Origin of the sequence: Serratia sp. CY37869, assembly GCF_052168895.1 — a bacterium.
GTDB classification, from domain to species: domain Bacteria; phylum Pseudomonadota; class Gammaproteobacteria; order Enterobacterales; family Enterobacteriaceae; genus Serratia; species Serratia ureilytica.
Genome location: NZ_JBJNLU010000004.1, coordinates 482,976 through 498,320 on the forward strand (window position 1 = coordinate 482,976; position 15,345 = coordinate 498,320).

Sequence of the window (15,345 nt, forward strand, 5' to 3'; positions counted from 1 at the left end):
CAATGTTGGGAGTAAAGAGTATGAGTGATGAAACGGCACTGCCCCTGCAATTTACCGAGGCAGCAGCAAACAAGGTCAAGTACCTGATTGCTGACGAAGAAAATCCGAACCTGAAGTTGCGGGTTTACATTACCGGCGGCGGCTGCAGCGGATTCCAGTACGGTTTCACTTTTGACGACAAGGTCAACGATGGCGACATGACCATCGAGAAGCAGGGCGTGGCGCTGGTGGTCGATCCGATGAGCCTGCAGTATCTGGTTGGCGGTTCGGTGGACTACACCGAAGGGCTGGAAGGATCGCGCTTCGTGGTGACCAACCCGAATGCCAAAACCACCTGCGGTTGCGGTTCGTCGTTCAGCATCTGAGTTTGCCTGTCAGAATATCAACCCGCTTGCTTTCCAGCCGGCGGGTTTTTTTATGCCTACCACTCCACGAGGAGCACTGCCACGCCGTTCTCCTGGGCCGGTGGGCTGTGGATGATAATCGGCTGTGCCGTCGCGTGGCTGCATTCGCCCCGCAGGGCGGCGGCTCAGCGTTCGAGAATAAAGGCGGGCAGCTTGAGGTGCCAGCGGATGGCCGCCAGCCGAATGGCCAGCGTGATGACCATGCCCAGCATCATGGCTTGTTGCAGCGGCATGTTGAAGGTGTAAAACGCCGTGGCGTGCGCGATGCCGCCGATGATACAGGCGGTGGCGTAAATTTCGGTGCGCAGGATCATCGGGATCTCGCGCGCCAGCACGTCGCGGATAATGCCGCCGCCGACGCCGGTGATCACCCCCATGCAGATCGCCACCAGCGGGCCGGTACCGGCCGCGAAAGCCTTGTTGACGCCGATGCCGACGAACACCGCCAGCCCGACGGCATCGAGCACCGGCAGCACCCATTTCGGCAGGCGGCGCGGCTGGCGCACCAGCAGCAGCGTCAATACGCAGGTGATCATCGCCACCACCAGATCGGTGGGATCCTTGACCCAGAACACCGGGCCGTTGGCCAGCGCCATATCGCGGATGGTGCCGCCGCCGACCGCGGTAACCACGCCCAACACCAACACGCCGAACGGATCCATGCGCAGTTTGCCGGCCAGCAGTACGCCGGAGACGGCGAACACCGCCGTACCGAGAATATCCAACCAGAACACCAGCATCAGCGGATCTCCGCCAGCTGGCGGCACAGTTGCTGCGCCGCCAACAGCAGCCGCGGGCCGCCGCGATTGAACCAGTCTTCATTCAGCGCGATCACCGGCACCTGCAGCTGCGGCGCCCAGAAGGCTTTCACATTGGCGGCCTCTTTCGCGCCGCCGGTGATGACGATGGCCTGGGGTTGGCGCGCCAGCACCTGCTCGCGGCTGATCTGCGGCCAAGGCGTGCGGCTGTCGGCGAAGACGTTCTGCGCGCCGCACAGCGCCAACACCTGGCTCTGCAGCGTGGCGCCGGAGCTGGTGAACAGCGGCTGGGTGCCGAACTGCAGCAACACGCGTCGCGGAGGATTATCGGCGTACTGTTGTCTGAGAGCAGCGAACTGACGGCGAAGGCCGGCGGCGGCCTGATGCGCCTGGTCCGGGTGCGGGCTGTATTGCGCCAGCTTATCCAGCAAGCCGGCGATCCCTTCGAGATTATCGGCGTCCGCATAGAAGATCGGGATGCCGAATGCGGCGAGCTGATCCAGCACGCGCTGCGGATTGCCGCCGCGCCAGGCGAGGATCAGATCCGGCTTGAGCGCCAGCACCCGCTCCAGATTGATGCCCTGCCAGGAGGCCACCTGCTCCAGCCTGGCGGCCTGCGGCGGATAATCGGAATAGGCGCTCGCCGCCACCAGCACCTCGCCCATGCCGGCGGCATAGGCGAGTTCGGTCGCATTGGGCGCCAGGCTGATCACTCGCTGGGCGGCCCCGGTCGGCAGGGCTAGCCAGAACGCCAGCAGCCAGAGCGCCGAGGTGAAGCGCAGCCTCACATCAACCGCGCTTGGCCAGGGTTTGCAGCATGGCGTTGACCATCAGCGTAGACTGCTTGGCCGCTACCACCAGGAACTCGTCAAAGCTCATGTGCGACTCGCTGTCGGCGACGTCGGAAATGGCGCGCACCACCACGAACGGCGTGCCGAACAGATGGCAGACGTGGGCGATCGCCGCGGCTTCCATTTCCACGGCGGCGACGCGCGGGAAGGTGGCGCGGATGCGCGCCAGCGGCTCGGCGCCGTTGATGAAGGCGTCACCGCTGCAGATCAGGCCGCGCACCGCGTGCAGATCCAGCTGTTTGATGCAGCTTTCCGCCAGCGCGATCAGTGCGTCGTCGGCGACGAACGCCGCCGGGCAGCCGGCCATCTGGCCCGGCTCGTAGCCGAAGGCGGTGACGTCGGCGTCGTGGTAGCGCACTTCTTCCGACACTACGATATCGCCCACGCGCAGCGTGCTGGCCAGGCCGCCGGCGGAGCCGGTATTGATCACCACGTCCGGGCTGCAGTGCTCCAGCAGCAGGGTGGTGCCCATGGCTGCGGAGACTTTGCCGATGCCGGATTTCAGCAGGGCCACTTCAACGCCGCCGATCTGGCCGGTGTAGATTTCGCAGCCCGCGCGCTGGATGGTTTGACGGTTTTCGATTTGATCGCGCAGCAGGGTGACTTCCTGCTCCATTGCGCCGATGATGCCTACTTTCATAAATAACACTCGCTGATTGGCCGTGAGAATTGCGGCATAGTCTATCATGGCTGTGTATCAGAGATAATGCGTTGCATCCGCCGCCGGGAATTGTTATCACGGGGGCAGGGCGCAACGGCGGAGAAACAGATGTCCGGGATCGACTTCAAGCAAAAAATCAGCTTCCAACGGCCTTTCAGCAAACCGATCGAGGCCGAGGAAGAGTACGACATCGTGCGGCAGTTCGAGAGCGATCGCGGGCGCATCGTCAACTCGGCCGCCATTCGCCGTTTGCAGCAAAAAACCCAGGTGTTTCCGCTGGAGCGCAACGCGGCGGTGCGCAGCCGCCTGACGCACTCGATGGAGGTGCAGCAGGTCGGGCGCCATATCGCCAAAGAGATCCTCAACCGCTTCAAACAGGCGGGTAAGATCGATGAATTCGGCCTGACCCGGCTGCTCGATCCGTTTGAGAGCATCGTGGAAATGGCCTGTCTGATGCACGATATCGGCAATCCGCCGTTCGGTCACTTCGGCGAGTCGGCGATCAACGACTGGTTCACCCAGCGGCTCGATCCTGCCAGCTGCGGCAGCGAGCCGGGCAGTCACGATCGCTGCCAGGTCGCGTCGCTGCGGCTGCATGAAGGGGAGAGCGATCTGAACCGGCTGCGCAGCCGGATCCGTCAGGATCTCAGCCATTTCGAGGGCAACGCCCAGGCGATCCGCATGGTGTACAGCCTGCTGAAACTCAATCTGACCTACGCGCAGGTCGGCTGCATTTTGAAATACACCCGCCCGGCTTATTGGGCGGGCGACATCCCCGCCAGCCACAGCTATTTGATGAAAAAGCCCGGCTATTATCTGGCGGAAGAAGCCTTTGTCGATAGGCTGCGGCGCGAGCTGCACATGGGCGAGTTCGATCGTTTTCCGCTGACCTACATCATGGAGGCCGCCGACGATATCTCGTACTGCGTGGCCGATCTGGAAGACGCGGTGGAGAAGAGCATTTTCACCGTCGAGCAGCTGTATCAGCATCTGATTCAGGAGTGGGGCGAGGTGGCGCCGGGCGATCTGTTCGACAAGACCGTCGCCAGCGCGTTTCGCAAGATCGACCGCGGCGGCGCGCGGCGCAGCGCGGAAGATCAGTTCTTCATGTATCTGCGGGTGTTTACCGTGGCGCGGCTGGTGCCGCACGCGGCGCAGCGCTTTATCGACAATCTTGACGCGGTTTATCAGGGCAGTTTCAATCAGGCGCTGCTGGAAGATTCCAGCCCGGCCTATCAGCTGCTGAAAATATTTAAAAATGTGGCGTTCAAGCACGTGTTCAACCACCCGGAGGTCGAGCAGCTCGAGCTGCAAGGCTACCGGGTGATCAGCGGCCTGCTGGACATTTACAGCCCGCTGCTGGCGATGTCGCTGGCGGACTTCAGCCGGTTGGTGCGCGAGGACAGCCATCGCGCTTACCCGATCGAAACGCGCCTGTTCCACAAGCTGTCCACCAAGCATCGGCTGGCTTATGTGGAAGCGGTAGAAGGGCTGCAGCATTTATCGCCGGAGCAGCAAACCATTCGGGAATATTATTTCCGCGCGCGTTTATTGCAGGACTATATCAGCGGAATGACCGACCTTTATGCCTATGATGAATATCGTCGATTAATGGCGGCGGAATAATTAAGCGGAGGAATAATTATCAGCAATTCCAACCGGTTGGCTGTCTCGAGTTTTGTAAAGACGAACAATATTTGTTTACTATTGCCAATCATCTGTGCCGGAACTTCGGGCTATTAATTAACTCTGAATAAGCACGCAAGACAGCCATTCTTTTTTGAACGACTTTATAAGAGACACACAGATGAAAAAAACCGCATTAGTTCTGAGCGCACTGGCATTCAGCATCGGTATGGCGATGGGCCCGGTTACGGCCAGCGCCGCTGAAACCGCGTCTTCCAGCACCCAGCAGTTGCCGAGCCTGGCGCCGATGCTGGAGAAGGTGATGCCTTCCGTCGTGAGCATTAACGTTGAGGGCAGCACCACGGTCAATACGCCGCGCATGCCGCAACAGTTCCAACAGTTCTTCGGTGAAGATTCGCCGTTCTGCCAGGACGGTTCACCGTTCCAGGGCTCGCCGATGTGTCAGGGCGCTGAACAGCCCGGACCGGATGGCCAGCAGCCGCAGGGCACGCAGCAGAAATTCCAGGCGCTGGGCGCTGGGGTGGTTATCGATGCCGCCAAGGGCTATGTGGTGACCAACAATCACGTGGTGGACAACGCCAACAAGATCCAGGTGCAACTGAGCGACGGCCGCCGTTTCGACGCCAAAGTGATCGGCAAGGATCCGCGTTCCGACATCGCCCTGATCCAGCTGAAAGACTTCAAGAACCTGACGGCGATCAAGATGGCGGACTCCGATCAGCTGCGCGTCGGCGATTACACCGTGGCGATCGGCAACCCGTACGGGCTGGGTGAAACCGCCACCTCGGGCATCGTGTCCGCCCTGGGGCGCAGCGGCCTGAACATCGAAAACTACGAAAACTTTATCCAGACCGATGCGGCAATCAACCGCGGCAACTCCGGCGGCGCGCTGGTTAACCTGAACGGCGAGCTGATCGGCATCAACACCGCGATCCTGGCGCCGGACGGCGGCAACATCGGCATCGGCTTCGCCATTCCGAGCAATATGGTGAAAAACCTGACGGCGCAAATGGTCGAGTATGGCCAGGTGAAACGCGGCGAGCTGGGCATCATGGGCACCGAGCTGAACTCTGAGCTGGCCAAGGCGATGAAGGTCGACGCGCAGCGCGGCGCCTTCGTCAGCCAGGTAATGCCGAAATCTTCCGCCGCGAAGGCGGGCATCAAGGCCGGTGATGTGATCGTCACTATGAACGGCAAGGCCATCTCCAGCTTCGCCTCGTTCCGGGCAGAGATTGGCACGTTGCCGGTCGGCAGCAAGATGTCGCTGGGCATTATTCGCGACGGCAAGCCGATAACGATTGACGTCACGCTGGAGCAAAGCGCGCAGACCCAGGTGGCCTCGGGCAATATCTACACCGGCATTGAAGGCGCCGAGCTGAGCAATACCCAGGTCGGCAACGTGAAAGGCGTCAAGGTCGACAGCGTGAAAGCCGGCAGCGCCGCCGCACGCATCGGCCTGAAAAAGGGCGACGTGATCCTGGGCGTGAACCAACAGCCGATCCAGAACCTGGGCGAGCTGCGTAAAATCCTCGACAGCAAACCGTCGGTGCTGGCGTTGAATATTCAGCGCGGCGATAGCCAGCTGTACCTGCTGGCGCAGTGATAAACGTCAGGTGCTAAAAGCAACAAAGGCACGCTACGGCGTGCCTTTTTGCATTATGGCCTGAGGATTCAGGCCGGTTGCGCCAGATGCGCGCGCGCCGCGTGGATCACCAGTTCAATCTCATCCAACAGCTCCAGCCACTCCGGCTCCAGCTCGTCGTTGGTGATGCCCTGGCGCAGCTGCCGCTCGAGGTAGAAACACAGCTGCTTGAGGCGCGGCACGCCGCTGTAGCTGCAGCTGCCGTGTAGCTTATGGACCAGGTCGAGGATCTCGTCGTCGTGTTGCCCCTCGAGCAGCGCCTGCACCCGTTCGCGTACCTGCGGCAGGAAATCGAGCAGCATTTGCAGCAGATCGCGCGCCAGATCCGGTTTATTGGCCGCCTGGCGCAGCGCCAGCGGCCAGTCGAGCGACAGCGGGGCATCGTCGGCGACGGCGCTTTCCACGTCGCCGCTGTGGTAGCGCGACAGCACGCGGGTCAGCATTTTCTCGTCGATCGGCTTGGCCAGGTAGTCGTCCATCCCCGCCTGCAGCAGATGCTCGCGTTCGCCGCTGGCTGCATGGGCAGTGACGGCGACGATCGGCGTGGAGTTGTGGTGCGGCAGTTGGCGGATCAGTTCGCTAGCGTGAATGCCGTCCATCTTCGGCATTTGAATGTCCATCAGGATCAGATCCAGCACGTTGTTGCGCGCCAGCGCCAGCGCTTCCTCACCGCTCTCGCACAGCAGCGTTTTTTCCACCTGTTCGCCCAGCAGCGTGCCGATCAGCTTCAGGTTGGCCGGGTTGTCGTCGACCGCCATCACCGTCAGCGGCAGACGTTTACGCTCAGGCGGGGCGGCGAGCCGATCGGGCGTTTCCATTCTCAGCAGCGGGAACAGACGCGTGCTGGTGATAGGCTTGATCAGGCAGCCGAGCGCGCCTTGTTGCTTAAGCAGCTCGGCGTCGATCTGCGCCTGGCACGGCAGCGCCAGAATGACCCGATCGGCCAGCTTCAGCGAGGCCAACAATTTGTCCTGATGCTGCGCCATGTTGTCGCGGAACGGGATCGGCACGCCGGCCAGCAGGAAATCGTAATGGCCTGACGGCAGCTGGCCCAGCGTCGGCGAGTGGGTGATCACCAGCTGCGTGACGCTGAGCATGTTGAGCGTCGCCTGTGCCGCCGTCGGGTTGGACTCGATGTAGGCGAGCGTTTTGCCGTTCAGGTCCGGCAGGTTCGGCGCCAGCGACAGCATGCCCTCGTTCAGATCCAGCGTGATGTGGAACCAGAAGGTCGAGCCGCGATTCAGCTGGCTGTGGAAGCAGATGTCGCCGCCCATCTCCTTCACCAGCTTTTGCGTGATCACCAACCCCAGCCCGGTGCCGCCGTGGCGGCGGGAGATGCTGGCGTCCGCCTGGCGGAACGCCTGGAACAGCTGCGACTGCTGGCGTTCGGAGATGCCGATGCCGGTGTCGTGGATCTGCACTTCCACTTCCACCCGGCGCTCCAGCTGTTTGCGCAGCTCGACGCGAATATCGATATTGCCGGTTTCGGTGAACTTGATGGCGTTGCCCAGCAGGTTGGTGATGATTTGCTGCAGGCGCAGCGAGTCGCCGATCACCTGCTCCGGCACGTCGTTGTGCACATCCAGCGTCAGCTCCAACCCTTTGTCGTGGGCGCTGGGGGCCAGCAGCACCACCACTTCGTCCAGCGTTTCGCGCAGGGCGAACGGAATATGCTCCAGCACCAGTTTGCCGGCCTCCAGCTTGGAGAAGTCCAGCACGTCATTGATGATGGTCAGCAGGTTGTTGGCCGAGCGCTCGATGGTCTGCAAATAGTCGGTTTGGGTCGCGCTCAGATCGGTTTTCAGCATCTGGCGGGTAAAACCGATCACGCCGTTGAGCGGGGTACGCAGCTCGTGCGACATGTTGGCCAGGAATTCGGACTTGATGCGCGCCGCCTCCTGCGCGCGTTTTTTCGCCAGATCCAGTTCGACGTTCTGGATCTCCATCTGCTCCAGCGTTTCACGCAGGTCAGACGTGGCCTGATCGATGTTCTGCTGCATCTCTTCGTGATAGGCGGTGAGCGACATCGCCATCGAGTTGATGCCGTTCTTCAGCATGTGCAGCTCGCCGAGCATGTAGCCCTCCACGCGGCTGTCGAGCTGGCCGCGGCGGATGCGATCGACGGTGTTCACCATGTTGCGGATCGGGCCGGTCACGTCGCGCATCAGGCGGTAAGCGAACAGGATGGCGATGCACATGCACAGCAGCAGCAGCAGGGTGGAGACGAACACCTCTTTATACTGCTGCAGCCGCACCGACTGCAGATCCAGCTCGATCGCCACATAGCCCAGGTTGTTGTCGGGGTGGCTGCCGCCGTCGGCGGTTTCATCCGGATACTGATTTTCCGACAGGATCGGCGTGCGCAGGATCAGCGAATCGCCGCGCCGGGTGAGCATCAGTTCGGTGGGCAACGGCACGCCTTTCGGCAACTGCAGCTGAGCGAAGTTGTGGTGATAATTGGAGGTGACGAACAGGTTGTTCTGCGCATCGAACACGGTGATCGAACGCACGATGTCCGAATGGCGGCGGTGCAGCAGGCTGACCAGTTGCCTGACCGATTCGCGGCTGCGGAACGTCATGCCGTACTCGCTGGCTACCGCCAGCGGCTCGATGATGCTGGCGCCGGCGTCGACCAATTGCTCCTGCAGCTCGTTATAGCGGTGCACCACGAAGAAGGTGCTGAGCAGCAAACCAATCAGCAAGGTCGGGGCCAGAATCAGGATCATCATGCGCGCACGCAGGCTGTATTTGGTCATGGGATTCCAATGTGGGAGAATTGACAGCTGACACTAGCTTAATGAACCAGCACACAATCGACAAATATGGCGCAATTCTACTCTCCCAAACGCCGCGTGACGACCCGGCAGAGCTCACAAATCTTCACCGTGACGGTGAGCGATCTCGATCCTTTCGGCCAGGGCGTGGCGCGCCACGACGGCAAAGCAGTGTTCGTGCCGGGCGTATTGCCGGGCGAGCAGGCGGAAATCCAGCTGACCGAAGACAAGCGCCAGTTCGCCAAAGGCAAGCTCAAGCGCCTGCTGAGCCGCAGCCCGCAGCGGGTGGAGCCGCGCTGCCCGCATTTCGGCGTGTGCGGCGGCTGCCAGCAGCAACATGCGGATGAGGCGCTGCAACAGCAGAGCAAGGCGGCGGCGCTGGTGCGCATGATCGCCCGCGAAACCGGGGTGACCCCGCAACAGGAACCGGTGATCGCCGGCCCGGAATACGGCTATCGCCGCCGCGCCCGCCTGAGCCTGGCGTGGCAGCCGAAGCTGCAGCGCCTGATGATGGGGTTTCGACAGGCGGCCTCCAGCGAGCTGGTGGCGGTGGAGCACTGCCCGGTGCTGCGCCCGGAGCTGGAACAGCTGCTGGCACCAGTGCGCGCCTGCCTGAGCGGGCTGCTGGCGGTGCGGCGGCTGGGGCATGTGGAGCTGGTGCTGGCGGATAACGGCCCGCTGCTGGTGCTGCGCCATCTCGATGCCCTGAAAGAGGCGGATCGCCAGGCGCTGTTGGCGTTTGGCGAGCGGGAAAAGGTCGCCGTTTATCTGGCGCCGGACAGCGATCGGGTGGAAAAACTGTGCGGTGAAACGCCGTATTATCAGGTTGACGGGCTACGCTTAGACTTCAGTCCGCGCGACTTTATTCAGGTCAATGACGCCGTAAACCAACAAATGGTGGCGCAGGCCCTTGAATGGCTCGACATTCAACCCAATGATCGGGTGCTGGACCTGTTCTGCGGCATGGGGAATTTCACCCTGCCGCTGGCGCGCCGCGCCGCTGCGGTGGTGGGCATCGAAGGTGTTGCCACGCTGGTAGCGAATGGGCAATATAATGCACATAAGAATAAGCTGAATAATGCGTCGTTCTTCCATGAGAATCTGGAGGACGACGTTGAGCGGCAACCTTGGGCAGCACAAGGGTTTGATAAGGTGATGCTGGATCCCGCCCGCGCCGGTGCGGCCGGGGTGATGTCACACATTGTAAAACTGGCGCCGGCGCGGGTGGTGTATGTTTCCTGTAACCCCACCACGCTGGCTCGCGACAGCAAAGTGCTGTTGAACGCCGGTTATCGTCTTGCGCGCGTGCGGATGTTGGATATGTTTCCGCACACGGGGCATCTTGAATCAATGGCGCTGTTTATCAACGAGCGCGCGCCAGAGGTCGCTGCAAAGTAGGGAGAAGTTATGGTTGCGGTAAGAAGTGCACATCTGAATACGGCGGGTGAGTTCGCTCTCGATGAGTGGATCGCCGGCTTGGGGCTACCCAACCCGCAGTCATGTGAGCGATTGGCCGCAACCTGGCGTTATTGTGAGCAGCAGACCCAAAACCATCCCGACGCCTCGCTGCTGTTGTGGCGCGGCCTGGAGATGGTGGAAATCCTCTCGACGCTGAGCATGGACAACGACAGCATGCGCGCCGCGCTGCTGTTCCCGCTGGTGGATGCCGGCATCGTGCAGGAAGAGATCCTGACGGAAACGTTCGGCAAGGGCATCGTCGCCTTGGTGCATGGCGTGCGGGACATGGACGCCATTCGCCAACTGAAAGCCACCCAAAACGATTCGATGGCCTCCGAACAGGTCGACAACGTGCGCCGCATGCTGCTGGCGATGGTTGAGGATTTCCGCTGCGTCGTCATCAAGCTGGCGGAGCGCATCGCCCACCTGCGCGAGGTGAAAGACGCGCCGGAAGACGAACGCGTGCTGGCGGCGAAAGAGTGTTCCAACATCTATGCGCCGTTGGCTAACCGGCTCGGCATCGGCCAGTTGAAGTGGGAGCTGGAGGATTTCTGCTTCCGCTACCTGCACCCGGAAGAATACAAGCGCATCGCCAAGCTGCTGCATGAGCGCCGCATCGATCGCGAACAGTTCATCGACGACTTCGTCGCCGGGCTGCGCGCCGAGATGGCCAAAGAAGGCATTCGGGTGGAGATTTACGGCCGGCCGAAACACATCTACAGCATCTGGCGCAAGATGCAGAAAAAGCACCTGGCGTTCGACGAACTGTTCGACGTGCGCGCGGTGCGCATCGTGGCGGAGCGTCTACAGGATTGCTACGCGGCGTTGGGCATCGTGCATACCCACTTCCGCCACCTGCCGGACGAGTTCGACGACTACGTCGCCAACCCGAAACCCAACGGCTACCAGTCGATCCACACCGTGGTGCTGGGGCCGCGCGGCAAAACCGTCGAGATTCAGATCCGCACCCGGCAAATGCATGAAGACGCCGAGCTGGGCGTGGCCGCACACTGGAAGTACAAAGAGGGCGCGGGGGTTACCGTGCGCTCCGGCTATGAAGAGCGCATCGCCTGGCTGCGTAAGCTGATCGCCTGGCAGGAAGAGATGGCGGACTCCGGCGAGATGCTCGACGAAGTGCGCAGCCAGGTGTTCGACGATCGGGTCTATGTATTTACCCCGAAAGGCGACGTGGTCGATCTGCCGGCCGGCTCCACGCCGCTCGATTTCGCCTACCACATTCACAGCGACGTTGGTCACCGCTGCATCGGCGCCAAGATCGGCGGCCGCATCGTGCCGTTTACCTATCAGCTGAAGATGGGCGATCAGATTGAGATCATCACCCAGAAACAGCCGAACCCGAGCCGCGACTGGCTGAACCCGAACCTGGGCTACGTGACCACCAGCCGCGGGCGCTCGAAGATCCACAACTGGTTCCGCAAGCAGGATCGCGACAAGAACATTCTTGCCGGCCGCCAGATGCTGGACAACGAATTGGAACACCTCGGCATCAGCCTGAAAGAGGCCGAGAAGCTGCTGATCCCGCGCTACAACATGAACTCGCTGGACGAGGTGCTGGCGGCGATCGGCGGCGGGGACATTCGCCTGAACCAGATGGTGAATTACCTGCAGGGCAAGTTCAACAAGCCGAGCGCCGAAGAGCAGGATCGCGAGGCGCTGCGCCAGCTGGTGCAGCAGAAAGCGCCGCCGCCGGCCCGCAACAAGGATAACGGCCGCGTGGTGGTGGAGGGCGTGGGCAACCTGATGCACCACATCGCCCGCTGCTGCCAACCGATCCCGGGCGACGACATCGTCGGCTTTATCACCCAGGGGCGCGGCATCTCGATCCACCGTGCGGACTGCGATCAGCTGGCCGATTTGCAATCGCATGCGCCGGAGCGCATCGTCGATGCGGTGTGGGGCGAAAGCTACTCCAGCGGTTATTCGCTGGTGGTGCGCGTGATGGCCAACGATCGCAGCGGGCTGCTGCGCGATATCACCACCATTCTGGCCAACGAAAAGGTCAACGTGCTGGGCGTCGCCAGCCGCAGCGATACCAAGAAGCAGTTGGCCACCATCGATATGGACATCGAAATTTATAACCAGCAGGTGCTGGGCCGGGTGCTGGCGAAGCTGAACCAGCTGCCGGACGTGATAGACGCCAAGCGTCTGCACGGCAACTAACTCCTGCGCCTTTCGGGCCGCATCCGAGGTCGATGCGGCCCGAACTCCATCAGTTCCGGCGGACATGTCCGTGCGCCCCCATTTTCTCAGAGATTTTTTATGACCCAATCCACTTCGTTGCAGCGCCTGCTGAACATCATGAAAACGCTGCGCGACCCGCAGAACGGTTGCTCATGGGACCGTAAGCAAACCTTCGCCACCATCGCGCCCTACACGCTGGAAGAGACTTACGAAGTGCTGGACGCCATCGAACGGCAGGACTACGCCGATCTGCGCGACGAACTGGGCGACTTGCTGTTTCAGGTAGTGTTCTACGCTCAGATGGGGCAGGAACAGGGGCTGTTCGATTTTGATGAGGTGTGTACTGCCATCAGCGACAAGCTGGAGCGCCGTCATCCGCACATCTTCGGCGACGCCGAGGGCGGAGACAGCGAAGCCGTGGCGGCGCGCTGGGAGCAGCTCAAGGCCGGCGAGCGCGCCGAAAAAGCGCTGCACTCAGTGCTGGACGACATTCCGCAGGCGTTGCCGGCGTTGATGAAGGCGCACAAGATCCAAAAACGCTGCGCCTCGGTCGGCTTCGACTGGAACACGCTGGGCCCGGTGCTGGACAAAGTGTATGAAGAGATCGACGAAGTGATGCACGAAGCCCGCCAGGCGGTGGTCGATGAGAGCAAGCTGGAAGAGGAGATCGGCGATCTGCTGTTCGCCACGGTGAACCTCTCGCGCCATTTGGGCCACAAGGCCGAGAACGCATTGCAGGCGGCCAACCGCAAGTTCGAACGCCGCTTCCGCGAGGTGGAGGCGATCGTCAAGCAACGCGGGCTACGCTTGGAAGACGCCACGCTGGAGCAGATGGAAGATGCCTGGCAACAGGTGAAACGCCAGGAAAGTTGAATCGCTGCAACGACAATGTTGAATGTTGATCACAAACAAGGTTCACTCAAGCTGAAACGGTTAAGCTTACGGTCAGGTCACAGGCGCAGGGCTGCCGTCGGCAGCAAAAGGCCAACAAACTGAAATCTAAGGTGTTTTATCGCTCGAGAGGGGCGGTAAAAAGAAATTCCCTCCGCTAACTCTTTGTATTTCCTGGAGGGTTTTGGGCGCGCCGGCGGAGTAAACCCTGATGAACACGGGAGGGCGGCCGAGATGATGGACAGCAAAACGATCGTTTGTAGGTCAGGAGAGGTTCGGGTATACTACTTTCCCGTCCTGGTTCTTCCATCGTCTTTAAACCTAAACTCTCAGGTTCAGCATGACAACTAATTATATTTTTGTGACCGGCGGGGTCGTATCCTCTCTGGGTAAAGGCATTGCCGCAGCCTCTCTGGCGGCTATTCTTGAAGCCCGTGGCCTCAACGTTACCATCATGAAACTGGACCCGTACATCAACGTGGATCCGGGCACCATGAGCCCGATTCAGCATGGGGAAGTTTTCGTCACCGAAGACGGCGCAGAAACCGATCTGGATTTGGGTCACTACGAGCGCTTCATTCGCACCAAAATGTCGCGTCGCAACAACTTCACCACCGGCCGCATCTACTCCGACGTGCTGCGTAAAGAACGCCGCGGCGACTATCTGGGCGCGACCGTGCAGGTCATTCCGCACATCACCAACGCGATCAAAGAACGCATCATCGAAGGCGGCGAAGGCCACGATGTGGTGCTGGTGGAAATCGGCGGCACCGTCGGCGATATCGAATCGCTGCCGTTCCTCGAAGCCATCCGTCAGATGGCGGTGGAAGTGGGCCGCGAGCACACCCTGTACATGCACCTGACGCTGGTGCCGTACATGGCGGCGGCGGGCGAAGTGAAAACCAAGCCGACCCAGCATTCCGTAAAAGAGCTGCTTTCCATCGGTATTCAGCCTGATGTGCTGATTTGCCGTTCCGACCGCGCGGTTCCTGCTAACGAACGCGCGAAAATCGCGCTTTTCTGCAACGTGCCGGAAAAAGCGGTTATCTCTCTGAAAGACGTTGATTCTATTTATAAAATCCCAGGCCTATTGAAATCTCAGGGGCTGGACGATTATATTTGTAAACGATTCAGCCTGAACGCGCCGGAAGCCAACCTGGCCGAATGGGAACAGGTGATCTACGAAGAAGCCAATCCGGGCGGCGAAGTGACCATCGGTATGGTCGGCAAATACGTTGAGTTGCCGGACGCCTACAAGTCGGTGATCGAAGCGCTGAAGCACGGCGGGCTGAAAAACCGTCTGACCGTGAACATCAAGCTGATCGACTCGCAGGACGTGGAAACCCGCGGCGTGGAAGTGCTGAAAGGGCTGGACGCGATCCTGATCCCGGGCGGCTTCGGCTACCGCGGCGTGGAAGGCAAAGTGATGACCGCACGCTATGCGCGCGAGAACAACATTCCTTACCTGGGCATTTGCCTGGGCATGCAGGTGGCGTTGATGGAGTTCGCTCGCAACGTGGCGGGGATGGAGAACGCCAACTCCACCGAGTTTATGCCAGACTGTAAGTACCCGGTGGTGGCGTTGATCACCGAATGGCGCGATGAAGACGGCAACGTCGAAGTGCGCAGCGAAGAAAGCGATTTGGGCGGCACGATGCGCGTAGGTGGCCAACAGTGCAACCTGAGCGACAACAGCCTGGTGCGTCAGCTGTACGGCGAACCGACCATTGTCGAGCGTCATCGTCACCGTTACGAAGTTAACAACATGCTGTTGAAGCAGATCGAAGCCGCAGGGCTGCGTGTCGCCGGTCGTTCCGCCGACAACAAGCTGGTCGAGATCATTGAACTGCCGAATCACCCGTGGTTTGTGGCCTGTCAATTCCACCCGGAATTTACATCGACGCCGCGTGATGGGCATCCGCTGTTTGCCGGCTTCGTGAAAGCCGCAGGCGAGCATCAGAAGCGCCAGGTGAAATAAAATATTTGGTAGGCGGCGCGCGGTGAGAACCGCGCGCTGTTTGTCTGGAGTTTTAGTTTAACTTGTACTGAGGAAAACC

At 60.8% G+C, this 15,345-nt stretch carries 11 protein-coding genes; 7 read left to right on the top strand and 4 right to left on the bottom strand.

The window, feature by feature from the left end; translation table 11 throughout:
- Positions 1–20 precede the first annotated feature (20 nt).
- On the top strand, positions 21–365 hold the full coding sequence (gene erpA, locus ACJ8J1_RS20965; protein WP_033641865.1) for an iron-sulfur cluster insertion protein ErpA: 345 nt from the start codon (positions 21–23) through the stop codon (positions 363–365).
- Between the two features lie 164 nt (positions 366–529).
- On the opposite strand, the gene ACJ8J1_RS20970 is transcribed toward erpA, so the two are convergent.
- From ACJ8J1_RS20970 to mtnN, 3 genes are read right to left on the bottom strand one after another with little or no spacing between them, the layout of a single operon-like run.
- Positions 530–1,144 carry a TRIC cation channel family protein gene (locus ACJ8J1_RS20970; protein WP_033641866.1) on the bottom strand — a complete coding sequence of 205 codons (615 nt, stop codon included), beginning with the start codon at positions 1,142–1,144 and terminating at the stop codon, positions 530–532.
- Positions 1,144–1,950 (bottom strand): vitamin B12 ABC transporter substrate-binding protein BtuF, encoded by an 807-nt coding sequence (gene btuF / locus ACJ8J1_RS20975; RefSeq protein ID WP_033641867.1) that lies wholly within the window; start codon positions 1,948–1,950, stop codon positions 1,144–1,146. Before btuF ends, ACJ8J1_RS20970 begins: the two co-directional genes overlap by 1 nt.
- A gap of 1 nt (position 1,951) precedes the next feature.
- Positions 1,952–2,653 (bottom strand): 5'-methylthioadenosine/S-adenosylhomocysteine nucleosidase, encoded by a 702-nt coding sequence (mtnN, locus tag ACJ8J1_RS20980; protein ID WP_019455094.1) that lies wholly within the window; start codon positions 2,651–2,653, stop codon positions 1,952–1,954.
- A 129-nt stretch (positions 2,654–2,782) separates the two neighbouring features.
- On the opposite strand from mtnN, the gene dgt reads away from it, so the two are divergent.
- A complete protein-coding gene (gene dgt / locus ACJ8J1_RS20985) occupies positions 2,783–4,300 on the top strand; it encodes a dGTPase (RefSeq protein ID WP_033641868.1) in 1,518 nt (505 codons plus the stop codon).
- A 181-nt stretch (positions 4,301–4,481) separates the two neighbouring features.
- Complete coding sequence (degP, locus tag ACJ8J1_RS20990; protein ID WP_033641869.1) at positions 4,482–5,924, top strand: serine endoprotease DegP; 1,443 nt, start codon at positions 4,482–4,484, stop codon at positions 5,922–5,924.
- Positions 5,925–5,992: 68 nt separating this feature from the next.
- Here the strand turns inward: degP and barA are convergent, their stop codons facing one another.
- Entirely contained in the window at positions 5,993–8,719 is a 2,727-nt protein-coding gene (barA, locus tag ACJ8J1_RS20995) for a two-component sensor histidine kinase BarA (RefSeq protein ID WP_033641870.1), read from the bottom strand.
- A gap of 66 nt (positions 8,720–8,785) precedes the next feature.
- Between barA and rlmD the strand changes: the two genes are divergently transcribed.
- The 4 genes from rlmD (at position 8,786) to pyrG (ending at position 15,266) form a co-directional block, all read left to right on the top strand.
- Positions 8,786–10,135 (top strand): 23S rRNA (uracil(1939)-C(5))-methyltransferase RlmD, encoded by a 1,350-nt coding sequence (gene rlmD, locus ACJ8J1_RS21000; protein WP_033641871.1) that lies wholly within the window; start codon positions 8,786–8,788, stop codon positions 10,133–10,135.
- Positions 10,136–10,144: 9 nt separating this feature from the next.
- The gene (relA, locus tag ACJ8J1_RS21005; RefSeq protein WP_033641872.1) at positions 10,145–12,376 is read left to right on the top strand and encodes a GTP diphosphokinase; all 2,232 of its coding nucleotides are present in this window, start codon (positions 10,145–10,147) and stop codon (positions 12,374–12,376) included.
- 99 nt (positions 12,377–12,475) lie between these two features.
- The gene (mazG, locus tag ACJ8J1_RS21010) at positions 12,476–13,270 is read left to right on the top strand and encodes a nucleoside triphosphate pyrophosphohydrolase (protein WP_033641873.1); all 795 of its coding nucleotides are present in this window, start codon (positions 12,476–12,478) and stop codon (positions 13,268–13,270) included.
- A gap of 358 nt (positions 13,271–13,628) precedes the next feature.
- Entirely contained in the window at positions 13,629–15,266 is a 1,638-nt protein-coding gene (pyrG, locus tag ACJ8J1_RS21015; protein ID WP_004932674.1) for a glutamine hydrolyzing CTP synthase, read from the top strand.
- Positions 15,267–15,345: the final 79 nt, after the last annotated feature.